The sequence below is a fragment of the Pseudoalteromonas sp. APC 3250 genome (assembly GCF_030407915.1).
Taxonomy (GTDB): domain Bacteria; phylum Pseudomonadota; class Gammaproteobacteria; order Enterobacterales; family Alteromonadaceae; genus Pseudoalteromonas; species Pseudoalteromonas tetraodonis.
Map to the genome: position 1 here is coordinate 270,296 of NZ_JASDCM010000002.1, position 17,365 is coordinate 287,660.

The window sequence follows — 17,365 nt, forward strand, 5'->3', positions numbered from 1 at the left end:
AAATAGAGTATCGCTTGGAAACAAAAGCGTTATTTATATAATTTATCAGACTCGCTGAGTTGTAGAGCAGACTGTAAAGTTCTTATTGTTTAATCGACCAACCGATAACCCACAGCGGGTTCAGTTAATATGTATTTTGGACTAGCAGGGTTAGCTTCTAGTTTTTGTCTGAGCTGCGCTACATGTACCCGCACATATTCAGGACGATCTATGTACTGCGCTCCCCAAATATGGCTTAAAATTGCATTATGAGTGAGTACTTTATCTTTATTTTGAAACAGCAATAATAATATTGCGTACTCTTTTTTAGTCAGTTTTATCTCATTCCCCGAGGTGGTTACTATGTGCTTTTGTGGATCTATTTTTATATTCCCACAGGTAAACGCCACACTCGGCTGACTTTGGGTGCGCAATAACACCCGAATTCTGGCGAGTAACTCATTCGCGCTAAACGGTTTGGTAATATAGTCATTTGCTCCATTATCAAGCGCGGTTACCTTTTCAACTTCGCCATCTCGCGCTGACAGCACCAAAACAGGTAAGGCACTCCATTGTCGAAACTCAATCAGCCAGTCTTGACCGTCCATATCTAACAAGCCTAAGTCTAATAACACAAGATCATAACTTTGCTCACTTAAACGTGCAAAACCATCTAAGCCTTTATCACAAATACTTAGCTCGTAACCACTGGCTTGCAACAAGGTTTTTAAAAAGCTTTGTAAAGGGGGAGAGTCTTCCAATATTAAGATTTTAGTCATTGTCTTTTTCCCAGATCAATTTTGCGTACGCCATCTGTGTCTCGTTGTTAATTGTTAATGTAAATGTACCTTGGTGAAATTTAGCCACCACATCACAAATAATACTGCCCAGCCCAACGCCTTCATCGCTACTTGTTTGCGCTTTAGTGATCACGTTATTAGTGAGAAGTAACTGATAACATACCTTTTGCTGATTGCTACATTGAGTAAATTCAACGCTCACCTTCCCATCACCATAACGCCATGCATTTTCGAGCATATTAGCTAGCGCAATTTCTAATAAAGTCACATCCCCTATGCATTTTGACTGAGCGTCTATATTGGTATCTATAACAAAATGAGTGAGTTGCTGCTGTCTGCGAGCTTTGGCTTCACTGAGTAATGCTTGTAAGTTTATTGTTTGCCAACATAGGTTTTCACCCATTTTATTAACTCGGCTTAACTCCATGACTTTATCAAAGTGCTGATTAAGTATTTTACTTTGCTCATAAATATTACTCGCTTGCTCTTTTATCACGCTGTCGCTGAGGGTAATTTCATCATCTGCAAGCATGCTGGATGCGCCCATAATAGTTGCCAATGGTGTGCGTAAATCATGTGACAAACTACGTAAAAGTGCATTTTTAGCGCGTTCTAATTCCGCTTGCACCGAAATAGCAGCCGACTGCTGGCGTAATAACGTTTTTTCATGTACTTGATAAAGCAGCGAAATAGCGGTATCAGCAAAGGCTTTTTGCCCTTGCGTTAACCGTTTAGTAAAATTAAACCCGCCCCAGCTCGGGTTAGCCTCACTAAGTAATATAAATTCACTGTTGCCTCGCGGTGCTGCAGGCATAAATGTGCAAGATGCATTTAAATGCTTACCGATCCGCTGTACAAAGTACTTTTTTTGTTCGTCCAGCGTATCTAGGCTATTTAGGTCTTTTGCCAGTTCATACAAGGTGCGGCTATTACTTGCGTGTAATTGCACATCTCTGACTTTAGTACTGAGCTCCCCCGCCAATTGACTGATCACAAAACCAACAATTAGCATAACAATAAAAGTTACTAAATATTCTATGTTTTCAATATGAAAAGTAAAATTAGGGGCAACAAAAAACCAATCTGTACATGCGACACTTACTAAGGTGGTCAGTATCGCAAGGCGACGGTTACTACGTACAGCAACCCAAGTCACCCACAATAACTGAAGCATTACAATATCGGTAGTAGTAAACCAGTTACGAACAGGGAAAATGGCCATAACCACAATTAATGGCATTATTACCGCCAAAAAAAATGCTTTATACCACCTTGGTTTGGCCTCGACCTGATTCATTAATTATTCCTCTAACATTTGAGCACTTAGGTTACTGCCTTTTCGATATTGCCTCTATAAAGTTTTTATAAAGTTTTTTATCTCGTTCGTTAAATCTTTATAAAGCTTTGCAGTGCAGCGCTGACTTTAGTATTTGATCCCGTATATTCAACTCAACTTTAGTGATTGCGTGTTACCTGCAATAGGTATTTGATAAGGCGTATTGATGATAAATTGGAAAATCACCTTAAGACTACTCGCCTTTCCTATTATTTGGATGGGAGTGGTGCAACTAGTATTCGCAGCGCTTTCATTATTTATTTTTAAAGATCGCGTTATTAGTGCGTTTCTTATTTCTGGCGCAACGATGATCTCAGTCGCTTTAGTGCTACTTATCAATTTACGTAAAACAGATTATACCGGCGCAACATTCAGAGATGCACTCATTTACGCCACAGTAACGTGGATTATAGCCGGTGTGTTAGGCGCTATTCCCATTTTGGTTGTCACTGGCGTTAACTTTAGCGATGCAGTATTTGAGTCAATTAGCGCCTTAACTACCACTGGTGCAACCGTGCTATCAGGGCTCGATAACATGCCTGCTAGCTTTTTATTGTATCGACAATTTTTACAATGGATGGGCGGTTTAGGCATAGTAATTTTTGTAGTGGCTATTTTACCTATGTTGAATATTGGTGGCATGAAATTACTAAAAGCAGAAACCCCAGGCCCCATTAAAGACGAAAAATTAACTCCGCGCGTTGCCAGTACCGCGCATTATTTATGGGGTGTTTACTTTGCAATCACGCTACTTTGTATTTTAGCCTATTACGCTGGCGGAATGAGTTTATACGATGCGATTGCACATGCCTTTACCACAGTTTCAACTGGGGGGTTTTCAACGCATGATGCCAGTATGTGGTATTACCGCAGCCATTTACTGCTGTGGATAGCTAATGTCTTTATGCTTGCAGGTGCGATTAACTTTGCCTTGCACTTCAAAGTGGCGCACAAAAGAGCCATTACTAGTTATTATCACGATGATGAAACACGTTATTTTATTTATATCGTCGTATTTTTATCAGTTCTTTTAACCACCATGTTGCTGCTTAAAGACAGCTACTCAAATGTACTTGAAGCATTTAGTTTCTCCACATTTCATATTATTTCTTTTATTACCAGCACCGGTTATGGCGCAGCAGGCTTTACTGACTGGCCAGCTGAGGCTGGGTTTTTGCTGGTTATTGCTGGCTATCTTGGTGGTTGCGCAGGTTCAACCGCTGGCGGAAATAAAATAATTCGTAACATTATTGTTGGCAGAATGATTAATAACAATATTAAACAGCTACTTCATCCAAGAGCGATATTTACACTTAAATATCAAGGTTCGCCCGTTAAAGAAGATGTACGCCATGCAATTATGGCATTTATGACCTTTGCTGTTGGTACAAGCTTACTGTTTACAATGTTGCTTATGGCAACGGGTCTTGATTTTTGGAGTGCATTTACTGCGGTAGCTGCTTGCGTCAATGTACTTGGCCCTGGGTTTGGTGAAGTTGGCGCTAACTTTCAACCCGTTTCAGATACCGGTATTTGGATACTCTCGGTCGCTATGATCGTGGGCCGGTTAGAATATTTTACTGTTTTTGCACTTTTTACTCATAGCTTTTGGAAAAAATAACGAGGAATAATATGGCACATTTTACAGTGATTGGTTTAGGTCGCTTCGGCATTGCAGCAAGTCTTGAGTTAATTCATTTAGGGCACACAGTGACTGGCGTTGATAGTAACCCAAAACTCGCCGAAAAGTATGTTGAGCATTTATCTGAAACCGTCGTTTGCGACTCCACCGATGAAGCCGCGCTTAAAGAGCTTGATTTAGCGAGTAGTCAGGCTGTTTTAGTGGCGATTGGGGAAGATATGCAATCGAGCATTCTGTGCACGCTTGCATTAAAAAACTTAGCTGTTGAGCAAATATGGGTAAAAGCGAGTACTAAAGCCCATCACACTATTATCTCTAAATTAGGTGTAACACGCATTATTCACCCTGAGGAAGAAATGGGGGTGCGCGTTGCACAAGCGCTTAATTACCCGATAGTGAACGACTATATTTCATTAGGCAATGGCTTATACGTTGTTGAAGTAAGTATAAAAGCTCACCTACATAAAACAAAACTAGGGCATCTACTCAGAGAAATAAAAGGCACTGTAGACCCTCTATTGGTAAAGCGCGCCAAGCAAACGTTTGTCAAACTTGATGACGACTTTGAGTTACATACCCACGACACCTTACTGCTATCAGGTAGCCGAGTCGAATTAAACTATCTAGCTCCAAGGCTCTTATAATCATGGTTTTATGGCACCCTCTCAAAACGCCTATTGAGCGCAAAGTCAGTGGGCATAAAAAAATCAATGCGGCTCCGCCTCTTATTTTATGTTGCAGTTTTTTAATATTAATAACGCTAGGAGCATTGGCATTAAAACTGTCTTTTGCAACCTATGAGCCTATTTCATGGATACAAAGTGCGTTTACGGCAACCTCTGCGGTGACTGTAACTGGACTGGTTGTAGTGGATACCGGTTCAGTGTTTACCCCTTTTGGACAAGGCGTTATTGCGTTATTAATTCAACTGGGTGGTCTGGGGTTAATGACCTTTGCGGTTGTAACTTTAATGGCACTGGGTAATAAAGTTGGCTTTATTCAAAAAACAGTCACCAAAGCTGCTTTTAATCAAACAGATACATCTACGTTGGTCAATACCGCTAAGTCTGTTTTACTGTTTGCACTAATCGTAGAATCCATAGGCGTTGTTATTTTAACGCTGTATTGGCTACCTGAAATGGGTTTACAGAAAAGCTTTTTTCATGCTCTTTTTTATACCATTAGCGCTTTTAACAATGCAGGGTTTGCATTGAGTCCTAACAGCTTAATGCAGTATGTTGATGACCCCGTTGTGAATTTAACTATTACCGGTTTGTTTATTATTGGTGGGCTTGGCTTTACCGTATTAATGGATTTATATAAATCAAAGCGTTGGGCAAAGCTCAGTCCCTACAGTAAATTAATGTTGATCAGCACAGTTATTATTAACGTTATTGCATTATTGCTTATTTACGCGATTGAATACGATAATCCAAAAACACTGCAACCACTGTCTGAAGTAGGTAAATGGTTAGCTGCTTGGTTTCAAGCTGTCACTCCCCGTACTGCGGGATTCAATACCATTGCTATTGAAGAATTAAAAAATGCCAGCACCGCTTTAACTATGATGCTTATGTTTATTGGTGGCGGCTCTTTAAGTACCGCAAGTGGCATTAAAGTCGTTACGTTTATCGTTTTAATTTTAGCAACCTATAGCTACCTAAGACGTGACAAAGGCGTCACTGTGTTACGCCGAGAAATAGACAAAGAATCTGTGTATAAAGCATTAGCTTTAACCATTATTTCAGCAGGAGTCACTTGGTTAGCTATTTTTACCTTACTGGTCGTCGAAGATGCGCCTTTTTTAGATGTTGCTTTTGAAGCGGTATCTGCACTGGGGACGGTAGGGCTTTCACGTGGTTTAACATCCTCGCTATCACCACTGGGAGAGTTTATTATTATGTTTTTAATGTTCATGGGCAGAATAGGTCCGCTCACTATCGCCTATTTTTTAGCAAGTCCACGCACTAAAAAGCTAAGATACCCAAGCGCGCAACTCTCTATTGGCTAACAAACATTCACGCGGGTTAATCAGCCCGCGTTTTAAATACCCGCTAGCTCCCGCTCAGTAATACACTCACCCGATGCCATTTCAAATTCTCGACACGTTAATGGGCGATTTTCGTAAATAGTACACATGAGGGTATTTCTATCAAGTGCTTCGCACCAGCCATCGTCGCCGCGCTTCATGACCTCACTGCCCCATTTGTCGTAATCAATATATCGAAAAGGAACACCGGTATCAGTGACAATACGCACTTCTAATTGGCAGCAACACGCTTGGCAGTTAGCGCAAGTGACTGGTTGGGTATTGATATTTTCAACAGCAATGATTGAGTTTGGCATACAGACTTTTGATAAATGATATACAAGCTATAGGATACACGAGCGAGGCAAGGGTGACAGTAAAATAACGTCAGATATTAAACATCGTTATATTGTAATTAACTAATCACTAAAAAAGCGTGCTGATTAACCAGCACGCTTATTTAAGATTAAAAATTGAAAACCACTTTAACGTTATCCGATACAGCTGATGAAGAGACAAAGCCAATGGTGTCAGGGTTAGCTGCGACCATTTTGATTACTTCACTGTCATTTTCTAACTCTTTAGGTGGTGTGCCCTTTCCTGTGAAAATTAGTTTTGACCAATATGCTTTTAACTGAGAAGACGTTTTATTAAGTAATTTACTATTAAATTGCTCGGTTGCAGCACTACTTGGTTCTTGAGATATTGGAATGATCTTATTGCCATTGCTAAATGACTTTTCTTTTCCTGTATAAATTCGGCTGATAACAGACTCATCAAAGCTACTTTCATTTGAAGGATGCACGATAATAGCAAAATCTGCATAGGCGAAGTTCGTAAACAGGAATATTACACTTAATATTAATTTTTTCATTTTACTTCTCCTTAAAATACAACATCGACACCAAGCGTGATAGCTTTACTATCACCGGCCACAGCTAAATCAAACGAGTCATCTTTGACTCTATCGTATTGCACTTTAAATGCAGCTGACGGATGAAAGTCCCACCTCACACCAACAGCAAATGTATTATGCTGCTCTGTATCACCTTCACCTTCTTGTTCGAAGTCTGAAAACATGACATAAGGTGTAATAGAGTCAAAACGATAGCCCGCACTGATCATATAAGTGTCGAGATTACCATCTAAGTCTAAGCGGTTAAGCTCACTTAAAACGAAAAAATCACCAAAATCAAGATTTGCAGCTAAACCATAAAATTTACCATCTCTGCTATCTTTGCCGTCCCACAAAACCGGTTCACCCGCACGAAAACGCTTGTTGGTGTATTGCATGTGGGTCACTCTTAGTTCGAGCCAGTCACGATTTAGTAACAGTACGCCGCCTAACATATCTTCCCAAATTTCTCTTGTTGGCTCTTGAAAGAAGAAGTCTGATAATAGCTTGTTATCGTCATCGTCCTCTTTACCGGTATAAATATTCGCAGACACTCCCCAGTCACCTATAGAACCTGAGTAGAGTAAATTAACGCCCTCGTAGTTAAATACTTGCCATGTATAGTTATCTGCAGGGGCTCGCATCCATACATATGCATAACCTACATCGAAAAAGTCTGAGTAGTAAAATAGTGGTAAACGCTTCTTACCTGCTTGAATAGTCCAATTATCATTAATATCGTAAGAAATATAAGCCCATTCAAAATTTGCCTCAAAGTCGTTGACTCCTCTGGCAACTAGCTGACCTGTTACAGAAAGACCTTCACCCAAATCGCCTGATACCTGTAATCCAATCAAAGACTCTGGCGAAAAGGATAAATCTTCAGTGTATGCACTAACATTTGGATAGTCCGCAAGAAATGTTGGTTCAACGCCATATTGCGGGACACCTGTACCGCTCAGTACCTTACCTGCATTAATACTTGCAAAACCCGAAATATTAATTTCAGCATAACTACTTGCTGATATAAATGCTCCCAATAGTATAATTTTTTGCAGTTTCATTGATCACCTCATTATTATAATGGCTGTCATAGCCAACTTGAGTATAGTAAAGCAAGAAAAAGAAACAAAAAATTAACACTCTTTTATTTTTATACTGATTTCTAATATTATTTAGCCATCGACCTTGATAGCAATGTCCCTTTAATTTCGCTGTAGCGCTGTTGCTCGCACAGTGCAAAACCACTTAGTTGACGTACTTTATTACGCGCAAACAGTGGCACGCTCATTCCCGCTAAAAACCGGCATTGGGTTTCAATACCTACATTGTGTACACCTTTAGTTGCCATGTGCGCTAAAAACTCATCGACCTTTTGATAAATAAGCGCTGTATCAATCGTTGCAGGGGGAATTGAATATTCAAGCTTAACTGAATGCCCACGACACACCGAGCAATGTCCACACTGCTGTGGCGCATTCGCATCATCAAAGTAACGGGCTAAGTTATAGCTTAAGCAAGATTGCAGCTCAAAAAAGCGTACTAAAGCAGCAATCCGTTTTATTTCCGCTTGCTCTTTATCGGTAAAATAATCGTGTAACTGCTGGGCAAGTGCAGGATTATTAATCACCTCGCTATGCACTTTGTACACGTGAGTAATACGTTTGGTTTCAAGGGTGATAAGGTTTTTTTCAGCCAAATAGTCAAGCGCGGCTACCACACGTTTACGGTCAACCTGCGCGGCTTGCGTTAGGGAGTCAAAATTAAGTGTGCCCCATATTTTTTTAAAGTCGGTATGACTAAATATTTGTGTTAAAAAAGCTTGGCGCTGCTCATCAAACTGGCTAAGTAACTCATTTTTATCAACCAAAAATTTATACTTAAAATCGGCATAATAAGCATACTGCGGGGTTATTGCGCCTTGCATTTCAAGCTGTACCAGCAAGGTTTTAAGGGCAAGTTGGCGAATATTACTCTCGCTTGAAAGGCTATATTCTTGCATTTCCCATTGCTGTTGAGCTTGGCGAATATCGTTAATAACATATTCAATACCGCTGTACTCTGGGGTATCGCCGTAAATAAAGTTTTCTACTGTATTTAAGCCATCTAAATTAGCCAAGGTATAACAATTTGATGGGTTGCCGTCACGCCCTGCGCGGCCAATTTCTTGGCTGTAGTTTTCTATTGATTTAGGTAAATCGTAGTGAATTACAAAGCGTATGTCTGATTTATCAACCCCCATACCAAAGGCAATGGTAGCAACCACTACATTTATTTTGCCTGCCATAAAATCGTCTTGAATTTGCCCGCGTAGGGTGTCTTCAAGCCCGGCATGATACGCCAGCGCTTGCAGGCCCTGCGCGCTTAACATATTAGCCACTTGCTCAGCACTTTGCTGCAGCGTGACATACACAATACCGGGGCCGGTTTGCGCACGGACAATTTTAGTAAGCTCATTGTTTTTATCCGCCGTTTTAACACTCAGCACATTTAAATCTAAATTAGCGCGATAAAACCCCGTTTGCACAATACATTGTGGCTCAATAGCAAAGCGCTCGGCCATATCGCGTTTTACTTTTTTAGTGGCGGTAGCGGTTAATAGTAGCACTAACGGAATATTTAGCTCTTCACGGTAACGAGGTAGTTTTAAGTAATCGGGTCTAAAGTTATGCCCCCATTCAGATATACAATGCGCTTCGTCAACAACCAACATAGAAAGCGCCACTTGGCTTATAAACTCCCTAAAGCGTTCGTTTTTAAAGCGCTCAACCGACACCATTAACACTTTAACTTTACCACTTCGTACGTCGTTCATTACAGTGCTACTTTGCATTTGGTCTTGGCTTGAGTCGAGGCTGGCGGCATAGATCCCTTTGCTATTTAAAAAGCTAATTTGATCTTTCATCAAGGCCAATAACGGCGATACCACCAGCGTTAAATGCGGTAAATGTAACGCGGTGAGTTGATAGCACAACGACTTACCCGATCCTGTAGGAAATATTGCCAGTGATGATTGGCCATTTAGCAGCTGCTCTATGGTTTGTTGTTGCCCTGCTCTAAACTGATTAAAACCAAAATGTTGCTCAAGAGACTGAACTAGCGAGGTACTCATAAAAGCGTCCTTTTTATGTCGGTGCCCATAAATGCTGTAAATGCGCAGTAGATGAAATATTTGCATATCAGTATACATCAAATGACGTGATTTATTGCTGACATATCCTTTAATTAGGCGCACACTATAGCCCCATAAAAACGTGCTTTGCCAAAATAATTTTTTGATACCCAAGTCATTTTAAAAATCAACGTACAGAAATTGCTTCGGTATATTATTTTTAAGGGCATAGTCATGGATATAACCATACCAAAAATCGTCATTATCGGCGGTGGCGCTGGTGGGCTGGAGCTAGCAACTCAATTAGGGCACAAATTAGGAAAGAAAAAACACGCAAATATATTACTCATCGATAAAAATCGCACTCATATATGGAAACCGTTATTGCACGAGGTTGCAACTGGTTCTATTGATGCCGATTTAGATGGGGTTGTTTACTCCGCGCATGCTGCCAAACATCACTATAACTTTCAACTTGGTACCTTTTGCAACCTCGATAACAACAATAAAACCATTACCTTAAGCCCTCTATATGACGAGTTAGGGCATCAAATATTACCTAAACGCACCGTTCACTATGATCATTTAGTTATTGCTATTGGCAGTGTGAGTAACGACTTTAATACGCCAGGCATTAAAGAGCATTGTTTTTACCTAGATTCAAATCAACAAGCAGAGCGCTTTCAACACGCGCTGCTGGATAACTTTACTCGCCTTCATCAAGACGATGACCCATTACACTCATTAAACATCGCCATTGTTGGCGGTGGAGCAACTGGGGTTGAGCTCTCGGCTGAGCTGTATCATGTTTCTGATTTACTAAAAATATACGGTTTAACCAATATGTCGGCTAAGCGTTTACATATTCACCTGATTGAAGCGGGCCCCAGGATTCTTCCGGCGCTGTCTGAGCGAATTGCCAGTTCGGCCAAGCGTGAGTTATTAAGATTAGGCGTCACCGTTCGGGAAAATACCCAAGTTAAGCAAGCAACCGAACATGGCTTTATCACCAATGATGATGAGCAAATAAATGCGGATATTATGGTGTGGGCGGCGGGCGTAAAAGCACCTGACTTTATTAAAGAGCTGGGTATTTTTGAGCTGACTCGTAATAACCAAATAAAAGTAAACGAGTACTTACAAAGCAACCTTGACCCACAAATATATGTGCTCGGTGATTGCTGCGCGTTTACGCAAGATGATGGTACGCAAGTGCCGCCACGCGCACAATCGGCACATCAAATGGCACAATGCGTTGAAAAAAACTTAATCGCCACATTACGTGAGCAGCCCCTTAAAAAATTCGAGTATAACGACCATGGCTCACTGGTTAATTTATCGCGCTACAGCACAGTAGGCAGCTTAATGGGTAACCTAACCAGTAATAGCTTTTTTATTGAAGGTAAAATTGCCCGCTTTATGTATATTTCATTATATAGAATGCATCAGCGCGCTATTCATGGCAGTGCCAAAACCTTTGCTTTGTGGATCAGCGAAAAAGTGCTGCGTGTTGTGCGTCCTAAAATGAAGCTGCACTAGCCAAAATTAAAGACAGTGGTAATTTAAGTTACCACTGTCTTTAATTTTTAATATTAGCTATATAAAGTACACAAAAATTTTAAGGAAACAGGCTATGTCGGATAAAACGCTTATTTTTAATTTTGATGGTACCGGCAGTGAACCCCGAGACGCAGATCAGTTTAGTACAGAGCATTTTAAAGAAGACGCCAGTATTTCTAATATTTTAAAACTACACTTATTGCTCGGTGGTAAACTTGATGATTCTCCCACCACCCCATTTTCCAAACAGTTAAGTTTTTATTACCAAGGCATAGGCACTAAAGGTAGTCGTTTAAAACGAATTTTAAATCAAGCGCTCGCCCCACGTTCAGACGATGTAGCCAGCATTTTAAATCAAGCTATTAATGATTTTAAACAGTATTACCAAAGCGGCGATACCCTCCTACTAACCGGCTTTAGCAGAGGCGCTGCATTAGCGCGGCGATTTGCAAAGTGCTTAGAGCCACTCATACATGAAAAGGTGTATTTATGTGTGTTTGATACAGTGGCCTCAATTGGCATGTCAAAAGTGAGTAAAGCCACTTGGGGTGCAGAGCATGTTATTTTTGAAAATCACACCATTGCCAGTAATGTCTCTGAGGCGCTGCACTGTGTAGCGCTTGATGAAAAACGTCGCGCCTTTGAACCGACGTTAATAAACCAGCAAGCTAACATTACCGAGCTGTGGTTTGCAGGAGCCCATTCTGATGTGGGAGGCGGCTACTATCGCGATGGACTTGCCGATATTTGCTTGCGTTATGCACTTGAGTGGCTCATTGCTCAGCCACTGTCAGTTTCATTGCTAACCAGTCATGACATCGATTACGAAAACCTTTTACCTGAGAGTAACTTGGTTGCCCAAGACGATGTGACTGTTATTCCCGATCCACTGGCGTTAAGTCATCAGCAAAATTACTTTTGGCTAAACCCATTTTTTAAACTTGTTGATAGGCAGTGCTGTGTATTAATTGACGATGAAATCAGCCACGTCGCCCCATTAATACATCACAGTGTTGCACAGCGAATTAATAAACTAACCAGCTATCGCCCCGAATCGTTAAAAAACTTACATTATAAAATGATTTACAGCGACGACAGCACGTTAAACTTTATGGGACTCAGTGCCCATATAATGCTAGCCAACCAAAATATGAGTTTACTTAGCATAAACCAAAGCCAAGATGTGATGGTATATGCCAGTGAAGCCTACAACGCCACCGGCTTAATGCTTGCCCAAGGTGCGACCTACCGTTTTACACCTTATCCTAATCAATATTGGTATGACGATGGTATAAAGTGCTCTCCTTCTGGGTGGCATCGCGATAACGTGCAACTCGGCGTTAAAGAAATCCCCATGGCATTACTTGAGCCATTTAGACGTTTAGCTACAGCGCAGTGGTTTAGTTTAATCGGCACGATTGGTCAAAGCGATGAACATGCCTTTGAAATTGCCGAAGGCGTTGAAATAACCATTAAAAAATCAGGAGAATTTTGCCCATTCGCTAATGATTTAAGTCGTTTTTATGGTGCGAATGCCGGTAGGATAAAACTTAAAGTAACGCGATTAAGCTGATAATCAGTGCACTTTATACTGCAAAGTGCACTGAGCTAGGGATAGCTGGTGGAGGTTATTGCTTTTTCATTTTATGGCCTTTCACGGCATAAAATAATATGAATAGATAACAAGGTAACAACACCGAGTAGCCTGTTTGTAACGAGGTAAAGCCACTCAGTAGCCCCCATAAAACGGGACCAAATGCACCTCCGGCAATCCCCATGATTAAAAGCGCAGAACCAGTACTAGTAAGTTTACCCAATCCTGATAATGCTAGTGGGAACACCGCAGGCCAAACAATCGCATTTGCTAAGCCTAAAAAGGCAATCAGCAGTAAAACATCAGGCAAATTAGCGCCGCCTAAAGGCACCAATAGCGCATTGGCAATAACAAACGACTGTGCATCGAGCAGTAAAATACATAATGTAATAACAATCCCTAATACAGCCGATGCGGTTAAAGCGCTCTGCTGAGAAATAAATTTAGGGATAAGTAAAATACCTAAAATATAACCAAACACCATAAACATCATAGTGTATGAGGTCATTACCCCATATTTTTCGACTCCCAGCGATAGTGCAAAAGTACCTATGGTATCGCCTGCAATAACCTCAACCGCCACGTACAAGAATATCGCAATAGCGCCTAACACTAAGTTTGGATGAGAGAGTGTTTCACGAATTTCACCCTTATCGTTTATTGCGTCAACTTCATCATTAATAAGTTCAGGTAGCGGCGACTTTTTAACCGCAAAAGCTAATAAACCAATAAATATGGCCATGCCTAAGTAAGGTAAAATAAGGCCGTTGGCCATATCATCAACTTGCTCTTGGCTAAGCTCTGTGCCTACCGTACCGGTAAAGTTGCTTAAAATTAAGGCCGTAAATACCATCGGAGAAATAACCCCTGCGCCTTTATTTAAAATACCCATAATACTAATACGCACAGCAGCCGACTCTTCTGGCCCTAAACGCACTACGTACGGGTTAACCGCAGTTTGTAATAGAGTTTGACCTGCCCCCATCACCAACTGGGCTAATAAAAACAGAGGAAAAAACTGTGACATAGCAGCAGGAATGAACAGTAAACCCGCTAACATCATACACCCCATGCCAAGCGCCATCCCGTTCTTATAGCCAACTTTTTTAATTAACACGGCCGAGGGAAGCGCAGTAAAGGTGACGGCAATATAAAAGGAAAATAAAATTAACGACCCTTGAAACGGAGTTAACTGTAAAATCTGACTTAAATACGGCATTAATGAGCCATTTAGCCAAGTAGCAAAGCCCAGTATAAAAAATAATACCGCAACAATGGCCATAGGGACCACGCTACTATTTTTGGACGTATCCATAACATTGGTTGTCATGTTATTTTCCTTTATTTATATTTATTATGTTGTTAACAAACCTGAGCGCCGCCAATCCACGTGCTAATGACTTGTTGTTGTGTGTTTAATTGTACAAAATCTGCTGGACTGCCCGGTATTAATCGCCCGTGTGTGGCGGGCAACTGTAAATACTGAGCAGGATATAAACTTGCCATATTAAGCGCTTGCGCTAATGGCTGCTTTAAATGGGTTACTGTATTTCTTACTGCGGTTGCCATATCAAGCGCAGATCCTGCCAGTTCACCCGTGGTAGAGGTGAGCTTACCATTATCTAAGGTGACGGTACGGTCAAAAAAAGCAAATTCGGTGTCATTCGTACCCACTGGTGGCATCGCATCAGTGACTAAAAAAACACGACCCATTGGCTTTGCTTTTAACGCAAGCTGACATGCAGCGTAATCAACATGATGCCCATCAACAATTAGGCCGCAATAGGTGTCATCGTTTAATAATGCACAGCCTACAACACCTGGCTCACGCCCCTGTAATGGCGACATAGCATTATATAAATGCGTAAACCCGGTTGCACCAGCATCTACTGCGCGCTGAGCTTGAGCAAAGCTTGCATTGGTATGACCTAAACAAACGTGTATGCCTACCTCACGCATTTTAGCGATATCACTTGGCAGAACATTTTCAGGTGCAACTGTTACCACCACTTTACCTAAATCTTGGCGAGATAATACCTGCCATTCTTGTTCAGAAATAGGGCGAATATAATCAGCGCTATGAGCGCCTTTTTTTGCAACAGATAAGTGCGGGCCCTCAAAGTGAATACCAATAATACCGGGAGTCTGCAAAGCAATAGCATCAGCAATGACATCGGCTGCTTGGTGCATCACTTCAACCGTGTCGGTAATTAAAGTCGGCAACATGGCAGTTGTGCCATACTTGGCATGTGCCAGCAGCATTTGTTTAACTCCAGCAACACTGCTAGTACGATTAAACAATACACCACCGCCACCATTTACTTGCAAGTCAATAAAGCCTGGCGCAACTAACCCCGTTAGGTGCTCATCTGCCTGTTGCACGTTATCATCTATTGCCGTAATAATACCCGCATCAATGCTCAACACTTTGTCGTTAACAAATTGCTCGCCATCAAAAAGTTCTGCTACATGAATACGTTTTACTGACATTTATAATGTCCTTGTTACTTTTTTAAGCCCCTTAGGCTCATCAGGATTAAAACCACGGCTTAACGCTACTTTTGCCACATCAAGATAAAAACGCTGCAATACTAAAAATGGCGCTAATCGAGGGTGTACGTTAATACCGCTTTGATTAAGGCTAATCACGTGTGCACCGCGTTTTTTAACCTCAGCAATTTGCTGCTGATGTGACTCTTTAGTTTCATCATCAACCGAGCAATCTAAAATCACTAACCCTTGCTCAACTAAGGTTACCGGACCATGTAAAAATTCTGCACTACTGAATGACTCAGCATGAATAGCACACACTTCTTTAAGCTTAAGTGCCATTTCTTTTGAGATAGAAAACCCTAAACCACGGGCTAATACCACCATATTCTTAATGTTTGCAAACTCACTAGGTTGTAACTGAATTGGCGAATCTATCATTGCATCAAGCGCGCTAGGCAGCTCTTTAAGCCCTTGTAATAATGACTCATTTTGCGTCCAATTAGCAACAATATGCACCAGGGCTGATAACGTTGCTAGGTAACTTTTTGTTGCCGCCACCGAAATTTCATCACCGGCTTTAAGGGGTACAAAATCATCTACTATGTCTTGCAATGGTGACGCTTCATCGTTAACCAGTGCAATACAATAAGCGCCCGCCTCTTTCGCCATTTTTGCTTGAGCGAGAATATCTGGGCTGCGTCCTGATTGAGAAATTACAATCACCACAGCGCCTTCAAGCTTTAATGTTTTACCATATACACTCGCCACTGATGGCGCTGCTGAACTGACCGGTACACCGGCTTCAATTTCAATTAAGTATTTACCAAAAACGCCAGCATGATCTGATGAACCGCGACCAATCATCATCACCACCTTAGGGGCCATATCGCGAAGCTTATGACCAATTTTTTCCACTAAAGGTTGGTTGGCAATAATTTGCTTTTCAATAACATTTGGCGTTTGCGCCGCTTCTTTTTCCATTAGGGTGTTAAACATCATAACTCCTGGCTGCTGTAATTAACGTGCTGTTGTTTAGCGTAAAGTACAGACCCCATTTCTGGTGACGATAATGGGGCTGATAAAATAGCTTGAATGTCTGGATCTAACCATGTTGTCATCACGGCTGATAAGCCACCAATAAACGAAAGCCTTGGTGGCTTTTTATCTAATAATTGTCGTGCAATGTCGCTTAAATAAGCGCCACCTTCTTTTAAAATGGCAATCGCAATGGCATCGTTTGCTTGTGCTGATTGAAAAACACAACCTGCAAGTTGCGCAAAAAAGGCGGCTGGTTTATTCGCAATCACTTCAACTAGTTGCATTGCATCACGCACTTCTAAATACTTCATAATCAAATTAGTAAGCGCACCACTTGGGATTAACTTGTCTAGGCTTAACAACACCTGCTGACAAGCAGTAAAGCCTATCCATGCACCGCTGCCTTTATCGCCATGCGGGAAACCATGACCACCAATCATAAACGATTGACCATTAACGTATGAAAATCCACACGAGCCAGTACCTGCAATCATCACTGCGCCATCACTACCTTGATGAGCGCCCATACAAGCAATGAGTAAATCAGTCGTTAAATGCATAGTTTTAAATGGGTGTTGCCACTGGGTCATTTGATTATGCAAACTTGGTAAGTTAACTCCCGCCAGGCCAACCCCTGCGATTAATGCAGATAAAGGCGTCTCTTTGAGTCCTGCATCTTGCAAGGCTAAACGCGCTGATTGCTCAATGGAATGCGTTGCTTGGCTAAATCCATGTAACGGGTTACCAGGGCCTGCCACACCGGTGCCTACTATTTCATTACAGCTATTGACGATAATTGCTTTACATTTAGTGCCACCGCCATCGATCCCCACAAAGAGTTCATTGTTATTAATATTGTTGGTGATCATTTTTGCCTCTTAATTTGT

Annotated in this window: 15 protein-coding genes; 5 read left to right on the plus strand and 10 right to left on the minus strand. The window is 41.3% G+C overall.

The features are described from left to right. Positions 1–89 precede the first annotated feature (89 nt). On the minus strand, positions 90–758 hold the full coding sequence (locus QL986_RS03610; protein ID WP_024602614.1) for a response regulator transcription factor: 669 nt from the start codon (positions 756–758) through the stop codon (positions 90–92). Beyond that, the gene (locus tag QL986_RS03615; RefSeq protein ID WP_290191198.1) at positions 751–2,076 is read right to left on the minus strand and encodes a DUF4118 domain-containing protein; all 1,326 of its coding nucleotides are present in this window, start codon (positions 2,074–2,076) and stop codon (positions 751–753) included. Before QL986_RS03615 ends, QL986_RS03610 begins: the two co-directional genes overlap by 8 nt. Positions 2,077–2,281: 205 nt before the next feature. On the opposite strand from QL986_RS03615, the gene QL986_RS03620 reads away from it, so the two are divergent. The 3 genes from QL986_RS03620 to QL986_RS03630 are packed head-to-tail and all read left to right on the plus strand — an operon-like array spanning position 2,282 to position 5,768. Then, complete coding sequence (locus QL986_RS03620; protein ID WP_290191199.1) at positions 2,282–3,736, plus strand: potassium transporter TrkG; 1,455 nt, start codon at positions 2,282–2,284, stop codon at positions 3,734–3,736. Positions 3,737–3,747: 11 nt separating this feature from the next. Then, positions 3,748–4,401 carry a TrkA family potassium uptake protein gene (locus QL986_RS03625; protein WP_016899132.1) on the plus strand — a complete coding sequence of 218 codons (654 nt, stop codon included), beginning with the start codon at positions 3,748–3,750 and terminating at the stop codon, positions 4,399–4,401. Positions 4,402–4,403: 2 nt separating this feature from the next. Further along, a complete protein-coding gene (locus QL986_RS03630; protein ID WP_033103020.1) occupies positions 4,404–5,768 on the plus strand; it encodes a TrkH family potassium uptake protein in 1,365 nt (454 codons plus the stop codon). A gap of 32 nt (positions 5,769–5,800) precedes the next feature. Here QL986_RS03630 and QL986_RS03635 read toward each other — a convergent pair whose 3' ends face one another. The 4 genes from QL986_RS03635 to QL986_RS03650 all read right to left on the minus strand — a co-directional run bounded on the left by QL986_RS03635 (position 5,801) and on the right by QL986_RS03650 (position 9,793). Continuing rightward, complete coding sequence (locus QL986_RS03635) at positions 5,801–6,103, minus strand: YkgJ family cysteine cluster protein (protein WP_013462899.1); 303 nt, start codon at positions 6,101–6,103, stop codon at positions 5,801–5,803. Positions 6,104–6,252: 149 nt separating this feature from the next. Then, entirely contained in the window at positions 6,253–6,660 is a 408-nt protein-coding gene (locus QL986_RS03640; RefSeq protein WP_013462898.1) for a substrate-binding domain-containing protein, read from the minus strand. A gap of 11 nt (positions 6,661–6,671) precedes the next feature. Then, positions 6,672–7,745: a porin gene (locus QL986_RS03645; protein WP_013462897.1), complete on the minus strand. Its 1,074-nt coding sequence runs from the start codon at positions 7,743–7,745 to the stop codon at positions 6,672–6,674. Positions 7,746–7,852: 107 nt separating this feature from the next. Next, on the minus strand, positions 7,853–9,793 hold the full coding sequence (locus QL986_RS03650; RefSeq protein WP_290191200.1) for a RecQ family ATP-dependent DNA helicase: 1,941 nt from the start codon (positions 9,791–9,793) through the stop codon (positions 7,853–7,855). Positions 9,794–10,027: 234 nt separating this feature from the next. Here QL986_RS03650 and QL986_RS03655 point away from each other — a divergent pair, with 234 nt between their 5' ends. After that, a complete protein-coding gene (locus QL986_RS03655; protein ID WP_016899130.1) occupies positions 10,028–11,332 on the plus strand; it encodes an NAD(P)/FAD-dependent oxidoreductase in 1,305 nt (434 codons plus the stop codon). 94 nt (positions 11,333–11,426) lie between these two features. Next, complete coding sequence (locus tag QL986_RS03660; RefSeq protein WP_290191201.1) at positions 11,427–12,926, plus strand: DUF2235 domain-containing protein; 1,500 nt, start codon at positions 11,427–11,429, stop codon at positions 12,924–12,926. A gap of 55 nt (positions 12,927–12,981) precedes the next feature. Here QL986_RS03660 and nagP read toward each other — a convergent pair whose 3' ends face one another. Genes nagP through nagK form a run of 4 tightly spaced genes read right to left on the minus strand, consistent with a single transcriptional unit; the run spans position 12,982 to position 17,347 of the window. Continuing rightward, positions 12,982–14,277: an N-acetylglucosamine MFS transporter NagP gene (gene nagP / locus QL986_RS03665; protein ID WP_016899128.1), complete on the minus strand. Its 1,296-nt coding sequence runs from the start codon at positions 14,275–14,277 to the stop codon at positions 12,982–12,984. Between the two features lie 32 nt (positions 14,278–14,309). Beyond that, positions 14,310–15,437 (minus strand): N-acetylglucosamine-6-phosphate deacetylase, encoded by a 1,128-nt coding sequence (gene nagA / locus QL986_RS03670; protein WP_290191202.1) that lies wholly within the window; start codon positions 15,435–15,437, stop codon positions 14,310–14,312. Then, positions 15,438–16,436: a glucosamine-6-phosphate deaminase NagB-II gene (gene nagB-II / locus QL986_RS03675; RefSeq protein WP_290191203.1), complete on the minus strand. Its 999-nt coding sequence runs from the start codon at positions 16,434–16,436 to the stop codon at positions 15,438–15,440. It abuts the gene before it with no gap. After that, positions 16,436–17,347, minus strand: a complete 912-nt coding sequence (gene nagK / locus QL986_RS03680) for an N-acetylglucosamine kinase (RefSeq protein ID WP_024602607.1) — start codon at positions 17,345–17,347, stop codon at positions 16,436–16,438. The genes nagB-II and nagK overlap by 1 nt, the downstream gene beginning before the upstream one ends. Positions 17,348–17,365: the final 18 nt, after the last annotated feature.